Raw genomic sequence first — 26,778 nt, forward strand, 5'->3', positions numbered from 1 at the left:
AGGGTATCCGACTGCGCGACCACAGCCCGCTTGGCGGCGGCGTTGCGCCGGAGTGAGCTTCTCGCCCGCGGCGAACAGCGACGCCGTGGGTGGCGGCAGAGCAGATTTTGGTGACGAAAGTCGCGATTGGCTCACGATTCGGTCTCGTCACTCTAGTCACACCAATCACGTCCGTACCATCGATCATGTGCCCGAAGAGCCACGAGATCGGGCACCGTGCGCGCCCCGCGCGGACGAGACCGTTTAGTCCAGATTGAGGAGACTTCCGTGCCGAACCGACGTCGACGCAGGCTCTCGACAGCCACGAGCGCGTTCGCCGCTCTGGCGGTCGCAAGTCCTTTTGCTTACATCGCTGTTTGCGACTTGACCGCTAACGCCAAGCCGGTGACCGAGCATCGGGAGTTCGTTCGGGCCGCAGGGATGACCGACCTTCCCGGTGAGCTGATGGGCGCGCTGTCGCAGGGGCTGTCACAGTTCGGGGTCAGCCTTCCGCCGATCCCGAGCCTGACCGGTGCGACCAGCCCCGACAGTATGGGCTTGCCAGGTCTTGGCAGCCCGGGGTTGACGTCACCGGGCCTCACGTCACCCGGCCTCACGTCGCCCGGCCTGACCTCGCCGGGCCTGACCTCACCCGGCCTGACCTCACCGGGTCTCACCTCACCGGGCCTGACCTCACCAGGTCTGACTCCCGGCGCGACCCCCGGGCTCACGACTCCGGGTCTGACACCGGGCGCAACGCCGGGTCTGACGCCTGGCGCAACTCCGGGTCTGACCACCCCCGGGCTGACGCCGGGGTTGACCAGTCCGAGTGCCTTTGACCCGATGACCGGTGCTGGCGGCTCGTCGAATCCGAGCGAGCTGCCGATCAGCGACCCGGTCGGATTGGACCCCGGCATGGGTGGCACCTACCCGATCCTCGGCGATCCTTCTCTCGGCGCGGCGCCGGCGCCCAGTGGCGGGCTGGTCAGCGACATGATGAGCGCGGCCAACCAGTTGGGCGCCGGTCAGGCCATCGACCTGCTCAAGGGCATGATCCTGCCGGGGCTTACGCAGGCAGCACACGGTGCCGCCGCTCCGGTTCCTCCGCCACCCAGCCCGATCCCCTGATCGGGCGCTCGGCTCGGTTTTCCCCCGAAACGGCACCGCAGAAGTGGGCCCATGGTCCGACCAGGCCCAACCAAACTCTGCGGTGCCGTGCCGTGCCCAGTTCACTTTGTTCACTTAAGTAGCGTGTCGAATCATTTGCACCACTAGACACATACGTAACATCGGTTCGTGCCGTCCCGCCGCCCCGCGCCGACGATGCTGTTCACCGCCGTCGCGGCGACCGTCGTCATCCTGCCGTGGGCGGTCGGTTCGGCAACCGGACATCGGGAGCAGTCGTCTCGGCCCACCGACACCCACCTCGCCCAACAACCGCTGGTCGGTCTCGGTGGCGGCGTCACACTGCGCCAAATCAGCCAAGCCACACCGTTTTCCATGGTGGCGCTGACCGGCGGCGACCTCACCGGCACCTCCGCGCGGATCCGCGCCCGCCACGCCGACGGCTCGTGGGGGCCGTGGTACGAGACGGAGACGCTGACCGGCAATGGCACTACGTCGGGTCCGCGCGGCACCGATCCCGTGTTCGTCGGCGCGACGACGACGGTGCAGATCTCGGTCCGCCGCCCGGCCGGCGCGCCCCGCACGTCAGCGCCGAAGACGCCGGCAACTGCCGACCTGGGCTACCTTCCGGCCAGCACCGAACAGCCGCTGGCGCAGAACATCTCCGCCATCCTCATTTCCCCACCGCAGGCACCAGCCGACACCCAGTGGACCCCGCCCGCCGCCATCGTCGCGCCGGGCCAGGCGCCCAACATCATCGCTCGCGCACAGTGGGGCGCCGACGAAGCGGTGCACTGCGGCAACCGGCCGTTCGATCAGCCCATCCGCGCCGCAGTGGTCCACCACACCGCCGAGAGCAACGACTACCAACCCCAGGACTCGGCGGCGATCGTGCAATCGATCTACGCCTACCACACCCAGATTCTGGGCTGGTGCGACATCGCATACAACGCAGTGGTCGACAAGTACGGCCAGGTGTTCGAGGGCAGGGCCGGCGCGCTGACCGGGCCCGTGCAGGGCGACCACACCGGCGGCTTCAACCGCGACAGCTGGGGTGTCGCGATGATCGGCAACTTCGACGACGTGGCGCCGACGCCGATCCAGTTGCACACCCTCGGCCGGCTGATCGGCTGGCGGCTCGGCCTGGACCACCTCAACCCGCAGGGCACCGTCACATTGCCGTCGGCCGGTGGTCCGGATACCAACTATCCCGTCGACGCGCTTGCGACCCTGCCGACCGTCTTCAGCCACCGCGACGTCGGCGCCACCGACTGCCCCGGCAACGCCGCCTATGGGCTTCTCGACGAGATACGCGAAACCGCAGCACATTTCAGCGGCCCACCCAGACCCGAAGACCTGGCGCTGTCGCTGCAGGGCGGTGCCATCTACGACCGATGGCAGACCATCGGCGGCATGAGCAGCATCCTCGGCGGGCCGACCTCCCCCGAAGCCACCGGAGCAGACGGTGCGCGCTACGCCGACTTCGAGAAGGGGGCAATGTACTGGTCCCCGGAGACCGGCCCGCAAGCGGTCACCGGAGCCATTTACGACGCGTGGGCCTCGCTCGGCTACGAGCGGGGTGCGCTGGGCCTGCCGACCAGCTCGGAAATCCAAGAGCCGCAATGGGTGAAGCAGAACTTCCAGCACGGCACGCTGAACCTCGACCGGCTCAGCGGCCGGGTCAGCCGGGTCATCGACGGCGTCGTCGAAGAATTGCCACCGCCGTCCGAGGCCGGGCCGCCGGTTCAGCTCGAGCGCTTCTCGCCCGTGGCCCCGGCCGCGTAAACGACGGCCTTACAGCCACCAACGTTCGAGCACCCGCGCCACCCCGTCGTCGGTGTTGGGTGTGGTGACCTCGTCGGCCGCCGCGATCGCGTCGGGGTGCGCGTTACCCATCGCCACCCCGAGGCCCGCGCGGCGCAGCATCGGCACGTCGTTGGGCATGTCGCCGAATGCGACGATGTCGGCGTCGGTGATGCCCTGCGGCCCTGCGATTTCGGCGATGCCGGTGGCCTTGTCGATGCCCAGCGGCACGATTTCGATCAAGCCGTTGTTGGTGGAGTAGGTGATGCCGCCCGCGATGCCGACGTGCCTGGCCAGCGCGGCGGCCATGTCGGCACTGCGAGCGCCGGCCTTGCGGACCAGGAGTTTGACGGCGGGCGCACTGAGCAGGTCGTCGATGGACACTTCGGTGTTGTCCGGATTCAGCCACGCGTGCTCGTAGCCCGGCGAGCTGACGAATTGCGGGGTGGCGCTGTCGTGCGCGCTGGCACCGATCCGCTCGACGGCCAGACCGGCGCCCGGGATGACCCGGGTGGCGATCTCGGCCAGTTCGGCCAGGGCGTCGACGGTCAGCGTCCTGGCCGAGATCACCCGGTCGGTCGCGGGGTCGTAGATCACCGCGCCGTTGGCGCACACCGCCATCGGCGCGAACCCGAGCCCGTCGACCACCGGTGGGATCCACCGCGGTGGGCGGCCGGTGGCCAGCACGAACTGCGCCCCGGCCGCGACGGCCGCGCGCACCGCCTCGCGGGTCCGCGGTGCGACCTTTTCGTCGTCGCCGATCAGGGTGCCGTCGACGTCGCAGGCGATCAGCGCTGGCAGAGTCATTTGTAGGCCACTGTGCCCAATCTTCTTTCGCGGTCGGCGATCAATGCGTTCCGCTTTGGATCTGCCCGGCCCGCGTCACGCCGTCGGTCCCGTACTTCGCAAGGCGCTCTTGCAATTCGGCCAACCGGATCGCCTGGGAGTCCTCGCGGGCCGCGAACAACGGCGGCAGCCAGTCCAGGTAGCTGGTGTGGTTCTGGGCGAGTAGTGCGCCGCCGCGCTCGGGAATGTTCTCCAGCCCGCGAAAGGTGAACTTCGTCCCGTTCATGGCCACAACCGGCGGAACAACCCACTCACCCAACCGATAAAACGGCTCTGCCATCCCAGGGGCTCCCTTTCTCGGCTATCTCGTCCCCGGCGCGGTCGTTTCGAAGCCGATAGTCGGTAGCCGCGTCAGGGGCCGTGCTCTGCCCGTCTGCGGGCGCGGTCGGCCTTCTCAGTGTCCTCAATAATTTTTGCCTCCGCCACCGTAGGTGCGCTGCCGCCCAATCGCCGCGGCACCCAAAATGCACCTTCGGGGTGCGGATACTGCTCTTGAACGCGGTGCAGCAACGAAGTCATTCCCTCCCGGAGCGCGGCGTCGAGTTGCTCGACATCACCGGACGGCGGCAACGGCGGACCCGCCGCCACGATCACCGGAATCTTGCGGCGGCCGATATTGCGCGGGTGGTCTTTGGTCCAGATCCGCTGGGCACCCCACACGATCAGTGGGACGGTCGGAACGCCGGCCTGCAGCGCCATCCGGGCCGCCCCGGTCTTGAACTCCTTGAGCTCGAAGCTGCGGCTGATCGTCGCTTCGGGCATCAGCCCGATCACTTCACCGGCCCGCAGCAGCCGGACGGCTTCGGCGTATGCCTCGGCCCCGGATCCGCGGTCGACCGGCACGGTCTTGGTGTGCCTGATCAGGAAGTTGACCACCTTCACCTGCTGCATCTCGGCCTTGATCAGGTAGCGCATCCGGCGCCCGCGGGCATGCGCGGCCAGCGCGGCAGGAAGCCAGTCGACGTAGCTGGTGTGGTTGATCGCGATGACCGCGCCGCCGGTACGCGGGATGTGCTCGAGGTGCTGGTAGGTGATCTTGGTGCCGGTCGCCATGACCAGGGCCTTGGCCGCGATCTCGAGTGTGCGGAATACCGGCTCCACGGCTTTACTCGGGGGCGTCCGCCGAACCCGCGCGTTCGCGGGCCGCCCGGGCTGCCGCTCGTTGGCCGGCTTCCTCGGCGTCCAGCCGGGCGGCCTCTGCAAGGGTCGGGGCACCGCCGCCGAGCCGGTGCGGAACCCACCATTCGCCGGCCGGATGCGGGCCGTAAGTATCCTGAGCCCTCTCCAGCAGGTGCTGCATCCGGGAGTGCAACAACGCAGTCAGCTCGGGTGCCGGCAACGTCGGCGGGATCGGCTCGCCGACCAAGACCACGATCGGCACCTTCGGGCGGAACAGTTTCTTGGGATGGTCCTTGGTCCAGATCCGCTGGGCGCCCCAGACGATGTGCGGGATGATCGGCACGTCGGCCTCGATCGCCATCCGGGCGGCGCCCGACTTGAACTCTTTGATCTCAAAGCTGCGGCTGATCGTCGCTTCCGGATAGACGCCGACGAGCTCACCGGCCCTGAGGCGGTCCACGGCCGCCTGGTAGGACGCCGCACCGCTGGAGCGATCGACCGGGATGTGCCGGCACCCGCGCATGATCGGCCCGGTGATCTTGTTGTCGAAGACTTCCTGCTTGGCCATGAACCGCACTTTGCGCGCGCGGTGCTGCCGGAAGGCGGGGAGTCCGGCAAGGGTGAAGTCGAAGTAGCTGGTGTGGTTGATGGCGATGACGGCACCGGTGTCCGGGATGTGCTCTTGCCCGACGACGGTGAAACGCAAACCCTGCACACGCCACGTCAGCCGGACGAGCGTGGTGATCGTCCCGTATACCGGTTCCACGGTGATCAAGCCTAATGTTCCCGCCTGGGTGGCTCTAGCGAGTCGGGCGTTTACCTCGGTTCTGCGGTTGCGCTTGCGATCGCCGTTAGGCTCGGGACGGCAGACCAGCATCGGGAAAATAGTTGTTGAAAGGTGTCAGTGCAGGTCACAACCGTCGGCCATGCCGGCTTTCGGATCGAGACTCCGGCAGGGAGCATTCTGTGTGACCCCTGGGTCAATCCGGCCTACTTCGCGGCCTGGTTTCCGTTCCCGGACAACAGCGGGCTGGACTGGGACGCGCTGGGCGACTGCGACTACCTCTACATCTCGCACCTGCACCGGGACCACTTCGACGCGAAGCTGCTGGCCCAGCACGTCAACAAGGACGCCACGGTACTGCTGCCGGACTATCCGGTGCCGGATTTGAAGAATGCATTGCAGCTGCTGGGCTTTCACCGGTTCTTCGAGACCACCGACTCGCAGCTGCACCGGCTCAGCGGGCCGAAGGGCGACCTGGACATCATGGTCATCGCGCTGCGGGCGCCCGCCGACGGACCGATCGGCGATTCCGCGCTGGTGGTCTGCGACGGGGTCACCACCGTTTTCAACATGAACGACGCCCGGCCGGTGGACCTCGACGTGTTGACGGCCGAGTTCGGTCCCATCGACGTGCACTTGCTGCAGTACTCCGGTGCGATCTGGTACCCGATGGTCTACGACATGCCGGAACGCGCCAAGGCGACGTTCGGGATTCAGAAGCGTCAGCGCCAAATGGACCGGGCCCGTCAGTACATTGCGCAAGTCGGCGCGACCTGGGTGGTCCCATCCGCGGGACCGCCCTGTTTCCTGGACCCCGAGCTGCGCGACCTCAACGACGACCACGGTGATCCGGCCAACATCTTCCCCGACCAGATGGTGTTCCTCGACCAGATGCGCACCCACGGCCATGACCGGGGCCTGCTGATGATTCCCGGCTCGACGGCTGAATTCACCGGCGCACAACTGAACTCGCTGCAGCACCCGCTGCCCACTGAGCAGGTCGAAGCCATCTTCAGCACTGGCAAGGCGGACTACATCGCCGACTATGCCGCTCGGATGGAACCGGTGCTGGCGGCGGAGAAAGCCGGCTGGGAGCCGGCGGCCGGCGAATCGCTGCTCGAGCCGCTGCGAACAGTGTTCGAGCCGATCATGCTGGCCGGCGACGAGATCTGCGACGGCATCGGCTATCCGGTCGAACTCATACTCGGCTCCCAACAAGTGGTGCTGGACTTTCCCAAACGCACTGTGCGAGAAGCAATTCCAGACGAAAAGTTCCGTTACGGGTTCGCCATCCCGGCCGAGCTGGTGCGCACGGTGCTGCGGGACAACGAGCCGGACTGGGTCAACACCATCTTCTTGTCTACCCGGTTCAGGGCCTGGCGGGTCGGCGGCTACAACGAGTACCTCTATACGTTCTTCAAATGCCTGACCGACGAGCGGATCGCCTATGCCGACGGCTGGTTCGCCGAAACGCACGACGACACCGCGTCGATCACGATGGACGGCTGGGAGATTCAGCGACGGTGCCCGCATCTGAAAGCGGACCTGTCCAAGTTCGGCGTGGTGGAGGGCAACACCTTGACCTGCAACCTGCACGGCTGGCAGTGGAACCTGGACACCGGGCGCTGCCTCACCGCGCGCGGTCACCAGCTTCGGAGTTCGCGGCCGTGAGCAACTACGGCTCCTACGATGACGGCCTTGTCCAGTTGGACCGGAAGGCAATCACGCTGCGCCGCTACCACTTTCCGTCCGGCACCTCGAAGATCATCGCGCTGCACAACATCCGCGGATACCGGGCCGAACCGTTGGGGTTGATGATGCACCGATTCCGCCTCTGGGGCAGCTCAGATCTGCGGCGCTGGCTGCCGCTGGACATCCGGCGGCCGTGGCGGTCGACGCTGATCACCCTCGACGTGCCCGGCACCCGTCCCAGCCCCGCGTTCACCCCGGCCGACCCGGACGAGTTCACTGCGCTGCTGGACCGGTTGCTCGACGAGCGACACTAGCGCCCGGCGTCGGCCAGTGCCTGACGGGCCGCGTTGTATCCCGGGATGAACGTGATACCCGGGCCGCCGTGGCAGCCGGTGCTGGCCAGGTACAGACCGACAATCGGAAGCGGCTGCCCGAGAAAGCCTTTCGGGCCCGGCCGGTTGGGTCCGACCTGCTGAGCGTGGAACAGACCGTGGCAGTAGTCGCCGCCGGGGGCGCCGAACATCACTCCCATGTGTTTGGGCGTGAAGGTGGTGTGCCGGCTGATGCTGCGCTCGAAGTTCGGTGCCAACCGGGTGATCTTGTCGATCACCCGCTGACCCATCTCGACCTTCGCCGCGCCGTAGTCCGCGTCGCCCTCGATAGGGAACCACAGTGCGAACGCCGACGCCGCGTGCTTGCCCGCAGGCGCAAGGTCGGGATCGTTCTGCGAGGGGACCTGAAAGACGACCGTCGGGTCAGCGGGCACGATCCCGCGGCGGCAGTCCTCCCACTGCTGCTGGACTTCTTCAGGCGTGCTGAAGATGCCGATCGACGCCTGCATGCTCGGCTCGTTGAGCGCTTCGTAGGGCGCCGCGAACACGGGTGCCTCGTCCAGCGCGAAGTGCATCTGAATGTAACTGCCGCGGTGGTCGATTCGTGCGTAGCGTTCGCGGATATCAGCGGGTACCGCCGCGGGATCGAGCAGCTCGTTGACGGTCACGTCGGGCGCGATCGCGGAGATGACGATCGGCGCGGTCAGGGTTTCGCCCGCCTCGGTGCGCACCCCGCCCACCGTGCCTTCTTTCACCAGGACCTCGGTCACCTTGGTGCGCAGCCGGACCTCGCCGCCGTCGTGCTCGAGCACCTCGACCAGATGCGCGGTGAGCGCGCCGATGCCGCCGCGCAGCTTCTTCATCTGCATGGTGTCGCCGTCGGGGACGCCCAGCCCGAAGGCGAGCGCCGCCGCGCTGCCCGGAGTCGCCGGCCCCCGGTAGAGGGTGTTTACCGCCAGCACGGTCATCGAGCCGCGCAGCGCGCCGTGCTTCTCGCGGTCCGGAAGGTAGCGGTCCAGCACGTCGGTCACGGACCCGAACAGCATGTCGTCGATGGCCGAGCGTTCGAATTCGTTTGTCGCACAGGCATACATCTCATCGAGAGTCTTCGGCGGTGCCCCGGCCTCGAACCGACCCAGGGCCCGGGTGGGCGCCTGGGCCCAGGCCATCAGCCCCACCATGCCGTTGACGGCGTCCGCCCCGTGCACCTCGTTGAGGTGGGTGAACAACTTGATCGGGTCGCTGTACTGGACCATCGGGTCGTCGCCGACACCGCGCAGCGCCACCGACATCACGTCCAGGTCGATGTTCGGCAGCGTGTCCAGCCCGAGCGCCTGCCGGACCACCGGCGCGGTCGGGAATTGCACCGAACCGGCGATCTCGAAGTGGTAGCCCTCGAACAGCTCGACGGTGGATGCCATGCCGCCGGCATAGAGCTTGGATTCCAGACACAACGTCCGCAGCCCCGCCTTTTGCAGCAGCACCGCGGCGGCCAGGCCGTTATGCCCGGCGCCAATCACGATCGCGTCGTAGTCGGTCATTTTCTCCGCCTTCCGCTCTGCTGCTGCGCAGGCTGACACGGATGGGTAAGTTTTGTCAATTATGACGAAACTTGTGCCGTCCACGTCTCGGTGATGCCGGCTCGCAGCGTCTCCAGGGCCAGGTGGCAGACGCGCGCCAGCTCGCCCAATGATCGATCGTCGCCGAGCATCCAGACCTCCATCGCGCCGAACACAGCCGCCGCGATGCAGCGCGCGGTCACCGCGAAGCGCACCCGGTCGTCCGGTGCCGGATCGGCCACCCGGCTACGCCGCTGCAGTTGGTTCGCGATGGCGTCGGCGAAGTCGGCTTGCACCTCCCGGATATGGCGGACGATCCGGCCCGGGTCGATCTCGTGATCTCGCAGTGCGGCGATTTTCGCAACGGCGTCAACGTCATACGGGAACGCGAAGATCGCGGCCTGCACCGAGTCGATGATTGATTCGGCGGCGGGCCGGTCGTCCAGCGCCGCGCGAAACCAGTGCAGCCCGGTGTAGTCGGCGAACAACAAATCGTGTTTGGAGGAGAAGTGCCGATAGAACGTCCGCAGCGACACTCCCGCGTCCGCCGCGATCTGCTCGGCCGACGTGTCCTCGACACCTTGGCCCAGGAAGCGCACCAGCGCCGCCTGACGCAGCGCCTCACGCGTGCGCTCGCTACGCGCCGTCTGCGCCGGCCGGATCACCCCTGTAAATTACCTCAGATCGCGTTATGTCAATATTGACAAAACTTCGGGGTGCGGGTGAGACTGCCGTCATGGTCTCGCTTTTCACCCACGCAATTCTCGGTATCGCGGTCATCAGCTGGCTCGTCGCGTCCAACCGTGCGGTTTTCTCCCGTCCGGCCGGCGGCTCGCTGTTCTCCCCGCTGGAAGTGCTCTACTACGTCATCGGTATCGCCTCGGTCGTGCTGGGCTGGTACTTCAATATCCGCTTCGTGCAGCAGTATTCGCAGGGCTCCAGCAACCCGCTCTGGGGTCAGCACGGCAGCTGGGCCGAATACATCCGGTTGATGTTCACCAACCCGGCGGCCAGTTCGGCCAGCCAGGATTACACGATCGCTAATGTCGTTCTGCTGCCGCTGTTTACGATTACCGACGGATACCGGCGCGGGCTGCGTCGGCCGTGGCTGTACTTTGTGTCCAGCCTGTTCACCAGTTTCGCGTTCGCGTTCGCCTTCTACTTCGCTACCATCGAGCGGCAGCGCCGGCAGGCGCACAGGCCAATGCCGGCGCCGATCGCTTAAGCGGCTACGCCGGTTCGAGCACCTCGGTGCCGACGAACGGCACCAGCGCCTCGGGAACCCGCACACTGCCGTCGGGTCGCTGGTGGTTCTCCAGGATGGCGACCAGCCAGCGGGTGGTGGCCAGCGTGCCGTTGAGCGTCGCGGCGATCTGGGGTTTGCCGCCGGCGTCGCGGTAACGGGTGGCCAGCCGGCGGGCCTGGAAGGTGGTGCAGTTGGACGTCGAGGTCAGCTCGCGGTAGGTCCGCTGGGTGGGCACCCACGCCTCGCAGTCGAACTTGCGGGCCGCCGACGAGCCGAGATCGCCTGCGGCGACGTCGATGACGCGATAGGGCACCTCGATGCGGGCCAGCATCTCGCGCTGCCAGCCCAGCAGCCGCTGGTGTTCGGCCTCGGCGTCGGCGGGGTTGCAGTAGACGAACGCCTCGACCTTGTCGAACTGGTGCACGCGGATGATGCCACGGGTGTCTTTGCCGTAGCTGCCGGCTTCCCGACGAAAACATGACGACCAGCCCGCATAGCGCAGCGGCCCGCCGGAAAGGTCCAGAATCTCGTCAGCGTGGTAGCCGGCCAACGGCACCTCCGAGGTGCCGACCAGATAGAGGTCATCGGACTCCACCCGGTATACCTCGTCGGCGTGGGCGCCGAGGAAGCCGGTGCCCGCCATCACCTCCGGGCGGACTAGCACCGGCGGGATGATCGGCACAAAACCGTTGTCGGCGGCCAGTCGGATGGCCATCTGCAACAGGCCCAGCTGCAGCAGCGCACCCTGACCGGTCAGGAAATAGAACCGCGAACCCGACACCTTGGCGCCGCGTTCTATGTCGATCAGGCCGAGCTTCTCGCCGAGCTCGAGGTGGTCTTTGGGGCCGTCGATCGCGGCGGGTTCGCCGACAACGTCGAGGACGGCGTAGTTGTCCTCTCCGCCGGCGGGCACGCCGTCGATGATCACGTTGGAGATCGCCATGTGCGCGGCGGTGAACGTCGCCTCGGCCTCGGCCTGTTGCGCCTCGGCGGCCTTGACCTGCTCGGCCAATTCCTTGGCGCGCTGCAGCAAGGCGGGGCGCTCCTCGGACGATGCGGCGCCGACCTTTTTACTGGCGGCCTTTTGATCGGCGCGCAGCGAGTCGGCGGTCGAGATCGCGGTCCGGCGGGCGGTGTCGGCGGCCAGCAGTGTGTCGACCAGCGCCGGATCCTCGCCGCGGCTGGTCTGTGATTGGCGGACGGCGTCGGGATTCTCCCGGAGCAACTTCAGGTCGATCACGGCCTAGAACCCTACGCGGGCGGCACTCACCAGCGACAACCACATTGAGTAACTTGCGCATCAGCTGTCACTGGGCGCCAGCGGCCTGTCAGAATGGGACCGATGTGGCACGAATCCGAGCGTGACGAGCGCGACCCCGCCGGGGCCGACCGGCCGGGTCGCCGGCTGCCGCGGCTCGAATGGCTGACCACTTTGAACGGCACGCTGCAAGCCTCGGCGACACGGCGGGCTCTGCTGCTCACCGCGCTGGGCGGTCTGCTGATCGCCGGGCTCGTCACCGCCCTGCCGGTCGGCGGCGGTCCCGGGCGATTGGCCGGCTACATCGACCCGGTGCCTCCGACCGGCGCAAAGGGCAACGACGCTTTCAACCGCGCCGCCAGCGGTAACTGCCTGATGTGGCCGGACCGGATGCCGGAGGCCGCCTCGATCGTCGACTGCAAGGACGACCACCGGTTCGAGGTCGCCGAGTCCATCGACATGCGCACGTTCCCCGGTTCGGAGTACGGGCCGAGCGCCCCGCCGCCGACGGCCGTCCGCATCGAGCAGATCAGCCAGGAGCAGTGCGAGTCGGCGGTGCGCCGCTACCTGGGCGCCAAGTTCGACCCGAACAGCAAGTTCGTCATCAGCATGCTGTGGTCCGGGGACAAAGCATGGCGACAGTTCGGCGAGCGACGGATGCTGTGCGGCGTGCAGCTGCCGGGGGCGGGCAACCAACAGATCGCGTTCAAGGGCAAGGCCGCCGACGTCGACCAGTCCAAGGCGTGGCCGGACGGCACCTGCCTGGGCATCGACCCGTCGACCAACCAGCCCACCGATATTCCGGTCGACTGCGCCGCGCCGCACGCGATGGAGGTCACCGGCACGGTCAATCTGCTGGCCAGGTTCCCCGAGGGCTTACCGCCGGAGCCCGAGCAGGACGGCTTCATCAAGGACTCCTGCACCAAACTGACCGACGCCTACCTCGCGCCGGTGCAGTTGCGCAGCACCACGCTGACGCTGATTTACAGCACGCTGTCGTTGCCCAGCTGGTCGGCCGGTAGCCGCCAGGTGGCCTGCAGCATCGGGGCGACGCTGGGTAACGGCGGCTGGGCGACGCTGCTCAACAGCGCCAAGGGACCGCTGAAGATCAACGGCCAACCGCCGGTTCCGCCGCCGGACATCCCGCAGGAGCGGCTCAACCTGCCGCCGATCCCGACGGGCCCCACTGCCGGCGGAGGCGGTAGCTCGTCGGCCGGATCGAGCGGTTCGTCGGGATCGTCCGGCTCTTCCGGCTCGAGCGGCTCAAGCGGTTCGTCCAGCCAACGGCAGGGCAACCAACACCTTCCGGGCCAAGCTCCGGCACCCGCCCCGCAACCGCCGGCGCCCGAAGCGCCACCACCGGCTCCCGAACCGCCGCCGGGACTGCCCCCGCCGCCACCTCCGGCCGAACCCCCGCCGCCCGCCCCGGCCGGACCTCCGCCGCCCCCCGCACCCGGGCAGTAGCCGGGTGGCCGTGCGGATGGATTCGCACCGGTTCGACGAGCTGGTGTCTGATGCTCTCGACCTGATCCCGCCGCGGCTGGCCGCCGTGATGGACAACGTGGTGGTGCTGGTCGCCGACCGCCACCCCGACGAGGACGATCTGCTCGGGCTGTACGAGGGCGTGGCGCTGACCGAACGCGATACCCACTACGCCGGGTCGCTGCCGGACACCATCACGATCTACCGCGACGCGCTGCTGGACATCTGCGACGACGACGAGCAGGTGGTCGAGGAAGTGAAGGTCACCGTCATACACGAGATCGCCCATCACTTCGGCATCGACGACGACCGGCTGCACGAACTGGGCTGGGCATAGTTGGGCATAGGGCGCGGGCGCTTTGACGCCGAGATCGACGGCAGCGTGAGGAATGGCGAGAGGGCGGCACGCCGGCGTCGATCTGGATGCCGTCCGCGCCCCCGTAGGGCGCGGCATCGCGGATCTGTCGGCGAAGAGTGCTAAGAACAGCCCATGAACAACTGCCGCGATTGCCGTGCAGGCTTGGAGCACTGCCACGGCACGCTCATTCGCCATTGGCTTCACCGCTCGGAATGCACCGACGAGGACTGCACCAGCCCCGAGCTACTGCCGCACGCGTTCGTCGTGGACTGTGACGCGGTCGGCTGCGACTGCGCCCACCTGGACGCACCATCGGCTGTTGCGATCTGAGCCGTCAGCCCATCGGGTCGGAGCTGGATTCCACCGCGTCTTCCACCGGAGTGGCATCCGGCACCGGATAAAACGGCGGCGTCAGGGCTCCCCACCGCGCGCAGCTCCAGCGCCCGTCGGCGTCCGGCGTCAGCACCACCGACTCGGTATTGGTCAGATGATGGTCAAGCACGAAACTGCTTGCAACTTCTGCCAATACGGCCGCCGTCAGCCGGATCGCCGCGCCATGGCTGACGACGACGATGTCGCCGGTCCAGTCCGCGTCGTCGAGATAGCTCGCCCGTAGCTCGGCCAGCACCGGCAGGTAGCGGTCCAGCACCTGGTTGCCGCTTTCGCCGCCGGGCATCGGCACGTCCCGCTCGCCCTCGAGCCAGCGTTGGTAGACGACGTTGAACTCTTCGACCGCTTCGTCGTCGTTGCGGTTTTCCAGGTCGCCGACCTGCACCTCGTGGATGCCGATCACCTCGCGGGCCGGCACGTCGACCACGGCGCTGATCTCCGACGCGGTCTGCACCGCGCGGGTCGCCACCGAATGCAGCAAAATGCTCGGCCGCGACGCGGCGCCGCGCGCGAATTCCCGTGCCTGCTCACGGCCCAACGGCGTCAGCTCCGCCCCCGGCGGGCGGGTATCCAGACGTCTATCGACGTTGCCGACGGACTGACCATGCCGGACCAGCACCAGCCGTCCGCTCATCGCGACGGCCCGTCGTCAGCCGGACCCGCGCGCAGCTGCGCCAGCCAGCGCGCGGCGGCATCCGACTGCGGCGGCGGTGCGCCGGCAGCCTCTCCCGTCGGCCAGGAACCCAGATAGCGCACATCGGTGCACCGCTGATGCAGCGCCTTGAGCGCCTCGGCGACCGCGTCATCGTCGATGTGGCCCACGCAGTCCACGAAGAACACGTAGGTGCCCAATTCGGTTCGGGTGGGCCGGGATTCGATACGGGTCAGGTCGATACCGCGCATCCCGAACTCGGTCAGCGCCGACACCAGCGCGCTGGGCGCATTGTCGATCCGCAAAATCACCGACGTCCGATCGGCGCCGGTGCGGGCTGGCGGCCGCCCCGGCCGGCCGACCAGCACGAAGCGAGTACGCGCGTTGGCTTCGTCGACGACGCCATCGGCCAGCGTCGACAACCCGCGATAGGTGGCGGCCAGCGGGGAACTCACCGCCGCGTCGACAGCTCCGTCGGCGACCTGTTGTGCCGCATCGGCATTGGAGATCGCCGGGCGCAGCTCGGCAGCGGGCAGATGGGTGGCCAGCCACTGCCGCACCTGTGCCGCGGCCACCGGGAAGGCGGCCAGCGTGCGCACGTCGGCGGCCGTGCGACCGGGCTTGACGGCGATGCTGAAGGCGACGTCGAGCGTCAGCTCCGCGAACACCTGCAGCGGCGTCCCGATCGCCAGGCTGTCCAGCGTGGGCATGATCGAACCGTCGATCGAATTCTCGATCGGCACGCAGGCGAACTCCGCGACGCCGTCGCGGACGGTGTCCAGCGCCGCGATGGTGCTGTCGACTGGCATCGGCTGCCATTCACCCGCGCCCCGTTGCGGAACCATGCCGGCATCGGTCATCTGCAACAGCGCCGCTTCGGTGAACGTCCCCGCGGGACCGAGATACGCGATGCTGGCCACGATCAAAACCCTATCGGGTCGTGCGTCTTGCGCCCGCCGATCGTTGCTAGTTAAGTTAGCCTTACCTCACTTGATGGGACGGTCGACGATGACACTCGCTGGATCTCCGGCTCCGACCACGGCCGAGCGAATCCGCAGCACCTGCGTTCGCGCTGGTGATGCGCTGCTCGCCGTCGAGAGCGCCGAGCCGCTCACCACCCCTTTGCACCATCTGCTCGCCGACGGTTCGTTCGCCGTCGGCGTCCCGATCGGTGGCCCGGTGGCCGAGCAGGTGATCGACCGCGACGCCGCGGGGGCACCGGCCGTGCTCGAGCTCGCCGACTATGCGCCGCTGGCACTGCGGGAACCGGTTCGCTCGCTGGTGTGGATACGCGGGCGGCTGTACCAGGTGTCGCCGCCGTCGCTGCCCGCGATGCTCGACCTGATCGCCGCCGAGCACCCGCACCCCGCACTGCTGCAGGTACAGACGCCCCGCTCCGGTCCACCGGCTTGCGGCGACACCCGCTACCTGCTGGCGCGGCTGGAGATCGAATCGGTGGTGGTGACCGACGCGACCGGAGCCGAGGCCGTCGACGCGGCGGCCCTGCTGGCCGCGCGCCCGGACCCGTTCTGCGAGTTCGAATCATGCTGGATCAAGCACCTGGACGCCGCGCACCGCGACGTGGTCGCGCGGCTGGCCACCCGGCTGCCGGCGCGGCTGCGGCGCGGTGATGTCCGCCCGCTCGGCATCGACCGCTACGGCATGCGGCTGCGGGTGGAAAGCGCCGACGGCGACCGCGACGTCCGGCTGCCGTTCCGCAAACCGGTGGACGACCTCACCGGGCTGGGCCAGGCCATCCGGGTGCTGATGGGCTGCCCGTTCGTGAACGGCTTGCGAGCACGCCAGGACTGAGCAGCCGCGCGGTGGCGGTTACCGTGTCGGGGTGATCGCGCCTGCCAGTGCCGCCGACGACCGGGCGGCCGAACGCCGGCCGCTGCGCGTCGAGCTCGCAATCGTGCTGAGCGTGACGTTCGGTCTCAGCGCTGTGATCGCGATCCTGCAGCTGGCCGACTCGGTCTTGCGCGGCTTGAGCGCTCAGCGGATTCCGCTCAACCCGAAGCGGTCGTACTTCGACCTGATCGACCTCGGCCTGAACGCGACCGTCGTGACGCAGTTGGTCGCCTGGGGCGGCCTCGGCCTGTATCTGCTGTGGCGCACGGAATTACGCCCCGCCGCCGTCGGGCTGGCCCGCCTGCAGTGGCGCCCCGACCTGCTCGGCGGCGTCGGCCTGGCCGCGTTGATCGGGCTGCCCGGACTGGCGCTCTACCTCGCGGCGCGGGCTTTGCACATCAACGCCTCGGTCATCCCGTCCGGCTTGGGTGACACCTGGTGGCGCGTGCCGATGCTGATTCTCACCGCCTTCGCCGACGGCTGGGCCGAGGAGGTCGTCGTGGTGGGTTACCTGCTCACCCGGTTGGGCCAGCTGGGCGTCGGTCCCCGCGCCGCGTTGGTGTGGTCGAGCCTGCTGCGCGGCGGATATCACCTCTACCAGGGCTTCGGCGCCGGGCTGGGCAACCTGGTGATGGGCCTGGTGTTCGGGTATGCCTGGCAGCGCACCGGGCGGCTGTGGCCGCTGGTGATCGCACACGGGCTGATCGACACCGTGGCGTTCGTCGGGTATGCCCTGCTGGCCGGCCACTTGCGGTGGCTGCATTGACCATGCCATCCGACCATCTGTACGGCGACCGCGCCGCGCCCCGACGCCGGCGGCCCCCGCCACCGGGCACGACTCCGCCGCCCAAGCCGGTGACGCCCCGGCGCCGCGCCACGCGGCTAGGTCGCGACCGACCTCGGGCACCGCGGCGCAAACACGCTGGGGTACAGATGGTTTCGTTGAGCCTGGTGATCGTCGTGCTGCTGAGCTGGGCGGCGGTCCTGGGTGGCGCGCTGTGGCTGGAGACCGCGCTGCACCGCGAGGCGGTGCTGGCCGACTACCCGGGCCGTCCGGCGTCCGGGCACGGCAGTACCTGGTTGCTGGTCGGCTCGGACAGCCGCCAAGACCTCACCTCCGAGCAGCAGCAGGCGCTGGCTACCGGCGGTGACACCGGCAACGGCCGGACCGACACGGTCCTGGTGGTACATGTGCCCGCGTTCGGGTCGGGCACCGCAACAACGATGGTGTCCATCCCGCGCGACTCCTATGTGCCGATTCCCGGGTACGGCCGCGACAAGGTCAACGCGGCGTTCGCGATGGGCGGCGCGCCGCTGCTGGCGCAGACCCTCGAGCAGGCCACCGGTCTGCGGATCGACCACTACGCCGAGATCGGGTTCGGCGGGTTCGCCGCGCTGGTCGACGGCCTCGGCGGGGTCGCCGTCTGTCCGGCCGCACCGATCCACGACCCGCTGGCCGGCATCAACTTGCCCGCCGGCTGCCAGACGCTGCATGGCCGCGACGCACTCGGCTACGTGCGCAGTCGAGCGACCCCACGTGCCGACCTGGATCGGATGGTCGACCAGCGGCGGTTCATGACGGCGCTGCTGCACCGGGCGGTCAGCCCGGCGGTCTGGCTCAACCCGTGGCGGTGGTACGCGGTGCCACACGCCGCGATCGGCGCGCTGACCGTCGACCACGGCGACCACGTCTGGGACCTGGCCCGGCTGGGCTGGGCGTTGCACGGATCGACCACCGCGTTGACCGTGCCGATCGGCGAGTTCACCAGCGGTGACTCGGGCTCGGTGGTGGTGTGGGACCACGAGAAGGCCGGCACGCTGTTCGATGCGCTGGCAGCCGACGAGCCAGTTCCGTCGGCCCTGCTCGGCGAACAGCCATAGGCCGATTAACGCGAGCCGGAATTTTGCATTCAGGGCCGGCGAAAATGGCGCGGATAACTAATGCAAACGTAGGCTTCCTTAACTTAGGAAAAGCTGACCTCAGTAAGTATTACCTTGGATGACAACGCGGTTTGACCTGCGGTAGCGTGGCCCACATGAATGATCACGATGCCCAAAAAACAAAGTTTCACGCATTATTGCAGGAGCAGGTCTATCACGAATTTACCAATGCCCAGCAGTATATTGCGATGGCCGTTTATTTCGACGGTGCCGACCTCCGCCAGTTGGCGAAGCACTTTTATGCTCAGGCCGTCGAGGAACGCAACCACGCGATGATGCTCGTGCAATATCTGCTCGACCGCGATGTGCGGGTCGAGGTCCCCGGTGTCGACCGGGTGCGCAACGCGTTCGACACCCCACGCGACGCGCTGGCCTTGGCACTCGATCAGGAGCGCATCGTCACCGAGCAGGTCAGCAGGCTGGCCGCGGCCGCCCGCGATGAAGGCGACTACCTCGGCGAACAGTTCATGCAGTGGTTCCTCAAGGAGCAGGTTGAGGAGATGGCGCTGATGACCTCGCTGGTGCGGGTCGCTGACCGCGCCGGAGCCAACTTGTTCGACCTGGAGAACTTCGTCGCGCGGGAAGTCGACGGGCCGCGCGGCGTGGCTGACGCCCCCGCCGTCGCCGGGGGCCGGCTCTGAGGCTGATGGCCCGTCTAGTGTGAGTCGGCGCCGGTCAGGCCGTCTTCCAGCCAGGCTTTGACGCGGCCGGGGTGGTTGGTGGCCAGCCAGGCCACTCCCACGTCGCGGCAGAATCGGACGTCCTCGTAGACGTCGGGCGTCCAGCAGTACAACGCCCGGCCCTGCGCGGCCGCCCGGTCGACTAGCTCGGGATGGTCGCGCAGCGTGTCGATCGACGGCCCGACCGCGGTGGCCCCGACCGTGCTGGCCGCGCTGCTGGCCAGGTATCGATGACTCCTGCCGAGCAACACCGTCGGCAGCAGCGGCGCCGCCCGCCGGACCCGCCACAACGCCGCCGCTGAGAAGGACATCACCACTGCCCGGGATCGGTCAGCAGATGCCGGCGCGGCGATGCCGTACCGGTGCAGCAATGCCAGCAGTTTGCTTTCCACCAGCGCGCCGTAGCGAACCGGGTGCTTGGTCTCGATGAAGATCTTGACCGGCCGCTTCCAGTCCAGCACCAGCGTGACAAGGGCGTCCAAGGTCAACAGGCTGGTATCGCCGTGCCCGCCGTCGGCACGCCAACTGCCGTGCCACGCGCCGTATTCCAGCTCGCGGAGCTCGGCCAGCGTCATCGTGCTGACCAGGCCCGCGCCGCTGGACGTCCGGTCGAGTTTGCGGTCGTGCACGCAGACCAGGTGTCCGTCGCGGGTGAGCCGCACGTCGCATTCGACGCCGTCGGCGCCCTCCCGAAGGGCGAGATCGTATGCCGCCAAAGTGTGTTCCGGCCGGGAAGCCGACGCGCCGCGATGGGCCACCACGAACGGGTGCCGAGAGACCACCTCCTCGGCCCGCGTCATGTCCCTATGCTGCCGGTACTGCACCCGTCAACTCAACTGCTGCAGCGGATCCCGACTCATCGGCTGGGACTTTTGAGTCCTCGGCGACCACCACCCAGCGGTGGGCCGGCCGCTCGACCGGCTTTGCCTCAAACCCCTCGAAGAGCTTCGCGGTCGCCAGGACTGCCACCAGCGCCAACAGGTAAGCGACGATCATCGCCACGGTGTTGTTGGCAATGCCCTGGGCGTCCTGCGCCCCGCTTGTGACCGATGCGAAGATCGACGTCACGCTGCTGAGCAGCCACAACAGCCACCATCCCCAGATCACCGAGCGCAGCCGGGCGTAGTGGTCCTCGGTTTTGGCCAGCTCGATGACATAGACCAGCACCCAGATCGCTGCGACGAGCGGCAGACAGCAGAACGCGATGCTGGCGGCCATCAATGCCCAGCTGGCCGCATGTCCGGTGGTAGCACCAACCACGGCGAACGTGATGGCCAGCGCCATTGCGGCTGTCGGCGGCAGCAGGGTGCCGGCCCACAACGCCCGGCGCGAACGGGATTCCGGCCGTACCGCGTACTCGAACGCCGCGGCACGACGGGCGATCAACCATCGCGTCAACACCAGCGCGCAGGTCATCACCGCCGCGATCGCGGCCAGGCTCGCCAACACGCTCAGCAGCCCCGCCGCGTCAGCCACCAGCCAGTTCAGCAGCGTGTTGCGGTTGACGACCAGCAGCAGGTACCGCACCAGGTGCACCAGCGCCGCCGCACCCAGCGCCACCGCGGAAACGAAGAGCACCGTACGAACACGGTCGGCCGGTGGCGCCTGCCGAGCGATCCGGCCCGGGCCGGTGCCGTCCGCATCGACGTGGTCCATCAGGCCCCAGCGCGGTATCGCCAGATACCGCGGGGTCGGTCCGAGCGGGCGGCGACGACGGCGAGGCGGGGGCGGCGGACCCGGACGCACCGCGATCCATCGGTAGCCCGGTGGCAGCCGTGGCGCGCTGCGCGGGCCGGAGCTCCAGCCGGAATCGGCGCCCCCCGGCTGCGGCGCCCCGGTTGCCGACGGCGCCAACAGGGTTCCGTTGCATCGCGGACACCACGAACGCTGCTTGTCGCGGACGTTCCAGCGTGTGCCGCACTGGGAGCACACTTGGATCATCTGCGCCGCTCCTCCTCATCGCTGCGCTCTGCATCGTCACCGGCGGGGATCACTTGCGCCGGTCCTCCTCATCGCTGCGCTCTGCATCGTCACCGGCGCGGATCATCTGCTCAGACTAACCGGGCCGGCGAATCGGCTGCTAGCGGCGACGGCGCGGTCGGTCAGATGCTTCCGGCGCCGCCGTCGTCGGTGACCACCGGGCGCCCGGACTCGGCCCACGCCAGCATCCCGCCATTGACGTTGATGGGCTCGTACCCGTGCTGGGCCAGCAGCTGGGCGACCTTCGCCGACCGCCCGCCGGCCTTGCAGACGACGTACAACGTCGCCGACCGATCGATCTCGTCGAACCGGGCCGGCACCTCGCCCATCGGGATGTGCCGGGCGTCCGCGGCGTGACCGCGGCTCCACTCATCGTCTTCACGGACATCCAGCAACACCGCCGCCGGTCCGAATTCGGCGGGCAGCCCGCCGACGTCTGTCTGCGCGATCACCGGTTCACCGTCCACGCGTTCGATCTTGGCACGCCCGGCCCGGCGACGCTAAGGCCGGCATCCAGCTACCACCGGGTATCCACAGTTTCCACAGGTTTATGCACAGGCCACGTCGGCGCGCTTTCGCGCATTCGTGCAGGTTCACGCGGTCGAGGCGGGCGGGCAGTTGTGGATAACACGGGTCCGTTACCGCTTCGTAATCGACAGCCCGACCCGCCCCTCAGCGAATTCTTAGCCGAACTCACGGTCTTCGCATCGCGTCCGCTATGGGGGACGTCACAGTCAAAAAGGCCGTGTCGCTGCTCGATCGCGCCGCGCACGCGGTCGTTGTTTGGCACGCGACCAACACCGGCTTCAGCAACAATGCGCTGGTCAGCGGGTCGTGGCCAGCTGAATTTTTCAGGCGGTGCACAAGAGGTTATGATCGCGATCACCAAGGTGTTTTGTGACTCATCTCACTGGGGGAACAGTTGGACGAGCAAGTCGGGAAGGTGCGATGACAACGCAACCGATCGGGCCGCCGTCGGCGAGCTCTACGTCGCACTGGTACACCACGTCGGCCACGTGCAATCGCTCGTACTTGCTCGCCGGCTTGCGCGCCGGGCTGATCGCGCTGATTTTGCTAGCGGTTCTCGCTGTCATCATTTGGTTCTGAGCCCACCTGGCTGGGTATCCCGGCTACGCGCTCGTTCTTGCGGCACGCGCAGCGATGGAGCAGGGTTACATACGACAGACCCGCGTCGCTCACAGCCTGCGAGTGGAGCGTACGACTAGATCGGAAACGATCATCACCAGGAAGGAACCTCGTGTCTGATTACACCTTGCCCGATTTGGACTGGGACTACGGAGCGCTGGAACCCCATATCTCGGGTCAGATCAACGAACTTCACCACGACAAGCACCACGCCACCTACGTCAAGGGCGCCAACGACGCGCTCGCCAAACTCGATGAGGCGCGGTCCAAAGACGACCACTCGGCGATCCTGCTGAACGAGAAGAACCTGGCTTTCAACCTGGCCGGCCACGTCAATCACACGGTGTGGTGGAAGATCTTGTCCCCCAACGGCGGTGACAAGCCGACCGGTGATCTGGCCGCCGCGGTCGATGACGCATTCGGGTCATTCGACAAATTCCGTGCCCAGTTCACCGCCGTGGCCAACGGCATTCAAGGGTCCGGTTGGGCAGTCCTTGCCTATGACAGTCTCGGCGACAAGCTGCTGACCTTCCAGGTGTACGACCACCAGACCAACTTTCCGCTCGGCGTCGTCCCGATCCTGCTGCTCGACATGTGGGAGCACGCGTTCTATCTGCAGTACAAGAACGTCAAGGCCGACTACACCAAAGCCTTCTGGAATGTCGTCGACTGGGCCGAGGTGCAATCCCGTTACGCGGCAGCGACCTCGAAGACCAAGGGTCTGATTTCGGCCTGATCGCAGGTTCACGTTTCGGGGCGTCGCGCCATTCGCGCGGCGCCCCGAACACTATTTTGACCGCGCTTCTTTTCGACTTCGTCGCCGTCGATTGCTCGTGTCAGCTTGCGGGCGTTGCCGGGCTGCCGCATGCTGATCGAATCGACCCACCCGCGTATCGCTGGATACCCGAGTATGGCGGAGGGCGAATTGGACACTGGCTCAGGCCGGGCCATCGAAGTGGCCCCCTTCCATTCCCGTGGTGCCCTGAAAGGCTTCGTTATCTCTGGGCGCTGGCCCGACTCGACCAAAGAGTGGGCGCAGCTGTTGATGGTCGCGGTCAGAGTGGCGTCGCTTCCCGGATTGCTGGACACCACAACCGTGTTCGGTGTTCGTGAGGAATTGCCGGACGCGCCCGCTCCGGGGACCGTGGGACTGGTCTTGGCGGAGGGCCCGGTGGTCGGCGAATCCGCCATCCAGCCAGGCTATTTCGCCCATCATCAGCCGCCCGCATTGTTGATGCTGCATCCGCCGTCCGAGACGACACCGTCGCTGCCCGAGTGCAATGGCGCCGCGTCGGGCTGCGTACTGCTGCCCGGTCTGCCCTATCTGGGACTCGAACACCGCGCGGCCTGGGTAGAGGCCGAGGCGGACGGCACCATCACCTCGATGGTCAGCCGCGTCGGCGTCGACCCGATCAGCCACCCAGACACAGCAATCTTGGCCATGCTGCTTGCCGCATAGGTTTCCCGACATCCGGAAGTAGTCCGGCCCGCGCGCAGGCCGTGTCTGCTGAGACGTCGAGCAGATTGACCGGCGATCTGGACGATCCGGCCAACCTACGTCCGATTTCGGCGCGTGCCGCGCCGGCGAAAGTGGCCTCACAGCCAGCTCCATGGCGCTCTACAGCAAATTGACCTCGCGCCGCGGCCGCGTGCCGCGCAGGTTGCCGTGGACACACACGCTCGCAACTAGCCGGCCGACCTGTCGCGGCCATTAGTCCTCGAAGCGAGGAATCGCCGCACAATTCCCTTGGAACTTCATGTGTATTCACTGCATTGCGCGTTCGGTACAAATCGACGGCAACGCCGCCTTGCACAAATACCGTTGGCGTCAATTCCTCTGAAGTTTGCACTTGGTTGCGGCGATAACTCTGGCTACGATGATCAGCAAATACTTTGAAGCAGTCTTGCGATCTGCCAACCCGGTGGAGGTCCTATCGATGAGCACGACGTTTTCCGCCCGCCTGAACCGCCTGTTCGACACGGTTTACCCGCCCGGACGAGGGCCGCACACCTCCGCCGAAGTCATCGCGGCGCTGAAGGCTGAGGGAATTACGATGTCGGCTCCGTATTTGTCGCAGCTACGTTCTGGCAACCGCACCAACCCGTCGTCGGCCACCATGGCCGCCCTGGCGAACTTCTTCCGGATCAAGCCGGCCTACTTCACCGACGACGAGTATTACGAGAAGCTCGACAAAGAGTTGTCGTGGTTGCTGGTCATGCGCGACGAGGGCGTTCGGCGGATCGCGATGCGCGCCAGCGGACTGTCCCCCGAGGCGCAGCAGGACGTCGTTCAGCGCGTCGACGAGCTCCGGCGTAAAGAACAGCTGGACGCCTGACGGCAGTCGGTCCGGCCGGCCCGGTTAGGGTTGGCCCATCGATGCCGCACAGGCACCGCGTTAGTCGACGAGATTCCGGGGAGGCGGCCGCGAATGGGCCTGTTCGGCAAGCGAAAAACCCGCGCGACGCGTCGCGCCGAAGCTCGTGCGATCAAGGCCAAGGCCAAACTCGAGGCGAAGCTGTCGGCGAAGAACGAGGCTCGTCGTCTCAAATCCGCGCAGCGGGCAGAGACCAAGGCGCTCCGCGAGCAGTTGAAGGCGCAACGCGCCAGCGACCAAACGGCGCTGAAGGTGGCCGAGACCAAGTTGAAGGCGGTGCGCGAGGGCAAGGTGCTGTCGCCGACGAGGATTCGCCGACTGCTGACGGTGTCTCGGCTTCTTGCTCCGATCGTGGTACCGCTGGCCTACCGGATCGCGACCGCCGCGCGCGGGCTGCTCGACCAGCGACGCGCCGACCGGCTCGACGTTCCGCTGGCCCAGGTCGGACAGTTCTCCGGACACGGCGGCCGGTTGTCCGCGCGTATCGCCGGCGCCGAGCGATCGTTGCGGACGGTGCAGGAGAACAAGCCGAGGGATGCCGAAACCCAACAATTCGTGGCCGCTATTTCCGAGCGGCTCGCCGACCTTGCGGCCGCCGTCACCGCCGCGGAGAACATGCCCACCACCCGCCGTCGCGGCGCCCACGCCGCCATCTCCGGACAACTCGATGAGGTCGACGCCGACCTGATGGCCCGGCTCGGATTGAGCTGATCCCCGACCCTTTCCAGACAGGACGCGATCCCGATGTCATCTCACCGCAGCATCGTCAAGCGCACGCTGATCGGAACCGTCGCTGCGACGCTGCTCTATCTCGGACCGGCCGCGGCGATCACGACGGCGTGGGCGCACGTCCAGGCCAGCAGCAACGACGCCGCCCGAGGCGCCTTCGCGACGGTCAGCTTCCAGGTGCCCAACGAGTCGACCGCCGGCGCGGCCACCACCGCGGTCACGGTCGACCTGACCAAAGTCTCTGCCGTACAGACGGAGGAGAAGCCGGGATGGTCCGCCAAGGTCGACCGCGATGGGGGCACGGTTCGCTCGGTGACGTGGACGGCGGGGCCCGACGGCGGAATTCCGGTGGACCAATTCGGGGTCTTCCGGATATCGGTGAAGCTTCCCGACGCCGACACGGTCAGCTTCCCGACGACGCAGACCTATGCCGACGGCCAGGTGGTCAAGTGGGACCAGCCGCCGGCGCCCGGCGGGGCCGAGCCGGAACATCCCGCGCCGACGCTGATGCTGAATTCAGGCTCGACACCGTCGCCCGCCCCGCAGATCACCCCGACCAAGTCCGCCGCACCGACCGCCACCGCTGCACCGGCGGAACCACAGCCCCGGCAGGTCGTTGACAACACCGCGCGCATCCTCGCCGGAGCCGCGCTGGTCGTCGGCGCTCTCGGTGTCGGTGTCGCACTGATCGTGCGGCGAACATGAGCCGCCGCGCACCCGTCGTCGTGGTGGCACTGCTGGCGGCAGTCGCGTTCGCGGCCACCTGGACCGCCGGCGCCGCCGGCGCGCACGCCGCACGGGTGTCGGCCGACCCCGCGGACAATGCCGCGGTCAGCACCGGTCCGGTCCGGGTCAGCGCGACCTTCAACGAGGATCTGCAAACCACGTTCGCGGCGATGACGGTGGTCGGTCCGGACGGCAATCTATGGTCGGCCAGCGCGCCGCAGGTGCGCGGCACCGTCGTCAGCGTCGGGGTGCGCCCCTTGGGTCCGGCCGGCACCTACACGGTCAACTACCGGGTGACGTCGGCCGACGGGCACGTGGTTGCCGGGTCGTGGTCGTTTCGGCTGACGACAGCGGGCACGGGCACACCCGGTCCGACGGCGCAGCCCGCCAACGACTCGACCGACGACGTCCCGATCTGGCCGTTCGTTCTCGGCGCTGTGGTGCTGGTTGGCGCCGGAGCGATATGGGCTACCAGGAACAGGCCCTGAGCAGCCGCAACGTGGGGGGCTCACCCCTTCGGCGGCCCTGGCATGATGGATTCCACGCCACCGGGCCGGTGTACGCGACGAGAAACGGCAAAGGAGCAGCCGGATGGCAGACCCGCAGGATCGACCGAACGACACGCCCGACCCCGCGCCTGAACCACCCCTGAGCACGCCCCCACCGCCCGACCCGCCCCCGCCGCCGCAGCCCCCTGCGGACGAGGCACCCCCGGCGCCGGCCGG

Annotated in this window: 28 protein-coding genes and 1 pseudogene; 17 read left to right on the forward strand and 12 right to left on the reverse strand. The window is 67.7% G+C overall.

Annotated elements, in window-relative coordinates:
• Nucleotides 1-267: 267 nt before the first annotated feature.
• A complete protein-coding gene (locus VGG53_RS19790) occupies nt 268-1,107 on the forward strand; it encodes a hypothetical protein (protein ID WP_331519783.1) in 840 nt (279 codons plus the stop codon).
• A gap of 168 nt (nt 1,108-1,275) precedes the next feature.
• Entirely contained in the window at nt 1,276-2,889 is a 1,614-nt protein-coding gene (locus VGG53_RS19795) for an N-acetylmuramoyl-L-alanine amidase (protein WP_331519784.1), read from the forward strand.
• A gap of 9 nt (nt 2,890-2,898) precedes the next feature.
• On the opposite strand, the gene VGG53_RS19800 is transcribed toward VGG53_RS19795, so the two are convergent.
• From VGG53_RS19800 to VGG53_RS19815, 4 genes and pseudogenes are all read right to left on the reverse strand, one after another.
• A complete protein-coding gene (locus VGG53_RS19800; protein ID WP_331519786.1) occupies nt 2,899-3,714 on the reverse strand; it encodes an HAD family hydrolase in 816 nt (271 codons plus the stop codon).
• A gap of 142 nt (nt 3,715-3,856) precedes the next feature.
• Nucleotides 3,857-4,033: pseudogene (locus tag VGG53_RS19805) on the reverse strand (1-acyl-sn-glycerol-3-phosphate acyltransferase); the annotation flags it as partial.
• 71 nt (nt 4,034-4,104) lie between these two features.
• Entirely contained in the window at nt 4,105-4,806 is a 702-nt protein-coding gene (locus VGG53_RS19810) for a lysophospholipid acyltransferase family protein (protein WP_331519840.1), read from the reverse strand.
• Nucleotides 4,807-4,858: 52 nt separating this feature from the next.
• Nucleotides 4,859-5,638: a 1-acyl-sn-glycerol-3-phosphate acyltransferase gene (locus tag VGG53_RS19815; protein ID WP_331519787.1), complete on the reverse strand. Its 780-nt coding sequence runs from the start codon at nt 5,636-5,638 to the stop codon at nt 4,859-4,861.
• Nucleotides 5,639-5,776: 138 nt separating this feature from the next.
• Between VGG53_RS19815 and VGG53_RS19820 the strand changes: the two genes are divergently transcribed.
• Nucleotides 5,777-7,327, forward strand: coding sequence for a Rieske 2Fe-2S domain-containing protein (locus VGG53_RS19820; protein WP_331519788.1), 1,551 nt, complete (start codon nt 5,777-5,779; stop codon nt 7,325-7,327).
• Nucleotides 7,324-7,662 carry a hypothetical protein gene (locus tag VGG53_RS19825; protein ID WP_331519789.1) on the forward strand — a complete coding sequence of 113 codons (339 nt, stop codon included), beginning with the start codon at nt 7,324-7,326 and terminating at the stop codon, nt 7,660-7,662. The genes VGG53_RS19820 and VGG53_RS19825 overlap by 4 nt, the downstream gene beginning before the upstream one ends.
• Here VGG53_RS19825 and VGG53_RS19830 read toward each other — a convergent pair.
• Nucleotides 7,659-9,221, reverse strand: coding sequence for an NAD(P)/FAD-dependent oxidoreductase (locus VGG53_RS19830; RefSeq protein WP_331519790.1), 1,563 nt, complete (start codon nt 9,219-9,221; stop codon nt 7,659-7,661). The two genes, VGG53_RS19825 and VGG53_RS19830, sit on opposite strands and share 4 nt — an antisense overlap.
• 59 nt (nt 9,222-9,280) lie before the next feature.
• Entirely contained in the window at nt 9,281-9,904 is a 624-nt protein-coding gene (locus VGG53_RS19835) for a TetR/AcrR family transcriptional regulator (RefSeq protein WP_331519791.1), read from the reverse strand.
• A gap of 71 nt (nt 9,905-9,975) precedes the next feature.
• Between VGG53_RS19835 and VGG53_RS19840 the strand changes: the two genes are divergently transcribed.
• Entirely contained in the window at nt 9,976-10,464 is a 489-nt protein-coding gene (locus VGG53_RS19840) for a DUF2834 domain-containing protein (RefSeq protein WP_331519792.1), read from the forward strand.
• A 4-nt stretch (nt 10,465-10,468) separates the two neighbouring features.
• Here VGG53_RS19840 and serS read toward each other — a convergent pair whose 3' ends face one another.
• Nucleotides 10,469-11,725 (reverse strand): serine--tRNA ligase, encoded by a 1,257-nt coding sequence (gene serS / locus VGG53_RS19845; RefSeq protein WP_331519793.1) that lies wholly within the window; start codon nt 11,723-11,725, stop codon nt 10,469-10,471.
• Between the two features lie 93 nt (nt 11,726-11,818).
• Here serS and VGG53_RS19850 point away from each other — a divergent pair, with 93 nt between their 5' ends.
• Nucleotides 11,819-13,207, forward strand: coding sequence for a septum formation family protein (locus VGG53_RS19850; protein WP_414689010.1), 1,389 nt, complete (start codon nt 11,819-11,821; stop codon nt 13,205-13,207).
• Nucleotides 13,208-13,211: 4 nt separating this feature from the next.
• Nucleotides 13,212-13,562: a metallopeptidase family protein gene (locus VGG53_RS19855; protein WP_331519795.1), complete on the forward strand. Its 351-nt coding sequence runs from the start codon at nt 13,212-13,214 to the stop codon at nt 13,560-13,562.
• Nucleotides 13,563-13,917: 355 nt separating this feature from the next.
• Here VGG53_RS19855 and VGG53_RS19865 read toward each other — a convergent pair whose 3' ends face one another.
• Both VGG53_RS19865 and pheA read right to left on the reverse strand, forming a co-directional pair.
• The gene (locus VGG53_RS19865; protein WP_331519797.1) at nt 13,918-14,607 is read right to left on the reverse strand and encodes a histidine phosphatase family protein; all 690 of its coding nucleotides are present in this window, start codon (nt 14,605-14,607) and stop codon (nt 13,918-13,920) included.
• Nucleotides 14,604-15,545, reverse strand: coding sequence for a prephenate dehydratase (gene pheA / locus VGG53_RS19870; protein ID WP_331519798.1), 942 nt, complete (start codon nt 15,543-15,545; stop codon nt 14,604-14,606). The genes VGG53_RS19865 and pheA overlap by 4 nt, the downstream gene beginning before the upstream one ends.
• 88 nt (nt 15,546-15,633) lie before the next feature.
• Between pheA and VGG53_RS19875 the strand changes: the two genes are divergently transcribed.
• The 4 genes from VGG53_RS19875 to VGG53_RS19890 all read left to right on the forward strand — a co-directional run bounded on the left by VGG53_RS19875 (nt 15,634) and on the right by VGG53_RS19890 (nt 19,058).
• The gene (locus VGG53_RS19875; RefSeq protein WP_331519799.1) at nt 15,634-16,437 is read left to right on the forward strand and encodes a DUF2470 domain-containing protein; all 804 of its coding nucleotides are present in this window, start codon (nt 15,634-15,636) and stop codon (nt 16,435-16,437) included.
• A 31-nt stretch (nt 16,438-16,468) separates the two neighbouring features.
• The gene (locus VGG53_RS19880; RefSeq protein ID WP_331519800.1) at nt 16,469-17,242 is read left to right on the forward strand and encodes a type II CAAX endopeptidase family protein; all 774 of its coding nucleotides are present in this window, start codon (nt 16,469-16,471) and stop codon (nt 17,240-17,242) included.
• A gap of 167 nt (nt 17,243-17,409) precedes the next feature.
• Nucleotides 17,410-18,357, forward strand: a complete 948-nt coding sequence (locus VGG53_RS19885) for an LCP family protein (RefSeq protein WP_331519801.1) — start codon at nt 17,410-17,412, stop codon at nt 18,355-18,357.
• 155 nt (nt 18,358-18,512) lie between these two features.
• Nucleotides 18,513-19,058, forward strand: coding sequence for a ferritin (locus VGG53_RS19890; RefSeq protein WP_331519841.1), 546 nt, complete (start codon nt 18,513-18,515; stop codon nt 19,056-19,058).
• A gap of 14 nt (nt 19,059-19,072) precedes the next feature.
• Here the strand turns inward: VGG53_RS19890 and VGG53_RS19895 are convergent, their stop codons facing one another.
• The 3 genes from VGG53_RS19895 to VGG53_RS19905 form a co-directional block, all read right to left on the reverse strand.
• Nucleotides 19,073-19,897 carry a glycerophosphodiester phosphodiesterase gene (locus tag VGG53_RS19895; protein WP_331519802.1) on the reverse strand — a complete coding sequence of 275 codons (825 nt, stop codon included), beginning with the start codon at nt 19,895-19,897 and terminating at the stop codon, nt 19,073-19,075.
• 4 nt (nt 19,898-19,901) lie between these two features.
• On the reverse strand, nt 19,902-21,038 hold the full coding sequence (locus tag VGG53_RS19900) for a DUF4328 domain-containing protein (RefSeq protein WP_331519803.1): 1,137 nt from the start codon (nt 21,036-21,038) through the stop codon (nt 19,902-19,904).
• 161 nt (nt 21,039-21,199) lie between these two features.
• Nucleotides 21,200-21,529 carry a rhodanese-like domain-containing protein gene (locus VGG53_RS19905; protein WP_414689012.1) on the reverse strand — a complete coding sequence of 110 codons (330 nt, stop codon included), beginning with the start codon at nt 21,527-21,529 and terminating at the stop codon, nt 21,200-21,202.
• Between the two features lie 806 nt (nt 21,530-22,335).
• On the opposite strand from VGG53_RS19905, the gene VGG53_RS19910 reads away from it, so the two are divergent.
• The 6 genes from VGG53_RS19910 (at nt 22,336) to VGG53_RS19935 (ending at nt 26,541) form a co-directional block, all read left to right on the forward strand.
• Nucleotides 22,336-22,959, forward strand: coding sequence for a superoxide dismutase (locus VGG53_RS19910; RefSeq protein WP_331519805.1), 624 nt, complete (start codon nt 22,336-22,338; stop codon nt 22,957-22,959).
• A 189-nt stretch (nt 22,960-23,148) separates the two neighbouring features.
• Entirely contained in the window at nt 23,149-23,682 is a 534-nt protein-coding gene (locus tag VGG53_RS19915; protein ID WP_331519806.1) for a peptidase, read from the forward strand.
• 478 nt (nt 23,683-24,160) lie between these two features.
• The gene (locus VGG53_RS19920; RefSeq protein ID WP_331519807.1) at nt 24,161-24,559 is read left to right on the forward strand and encodes a transcriptional regulator; all 399 of its coding nucleotides are present in this window, start codon (nt 24,161-24,163) and stop codon (nt 24,557-24,559) included.
• Between the two features lie 93 nt (nt 24,560-24,652).
• Nucleotides 24,653-25,309: a DUF6474 family protein gene (locus tag VGG53_RS19925; protein ID WP_331519808.1), complete on the forward strand. Its 657-nt coding sequence runs from the start codon at nt 24,653-24,655 to the stop codon at nt 25,307-25,309.
• A gap of 33 nt (nt 25,310-25,342) precedes the next feature.
• Nucleotides 25,343-26,032 carry a YcnI family protein gene (locus VGG53_RS19930; protein WP_331519809.1) on the forward strand — a complete coding sequence of 230 codons (690 nt, stop codon included), beginning with the start codon at nt 25,343-25,345 and terminating at the stop codon, nt 26,030-26,032.
• Nucleotides 26,029-26,541: a copper resistance CopC family protein gene (locus VGG53_RS19935; protein ID WP_331519810.1), complete on the forward strand. Its 513-nt coding sequence runs from the start codon at nt 26,029-26,031 to the stop codon at nt 26,539-26,541. The genes VGG53_RS19930 and VGG53_RS19935 overlap by 4 nt, the downstream gene beginning before the upstream one ends.
• The last annotated feature ends 237 nt before the right edge of the window (nt 26,542-26,778 follow it).

Origin of the sequence: Mycobacterium sp., from assembly GCF_036490025.1 — a bacterium.
Taxonomy (GTDB): domain Bacteria; phylum Actinomycetota; class Actinomycetes; order Mycobacteriales; family Mycobacteriaceae; genus Mycobacterium.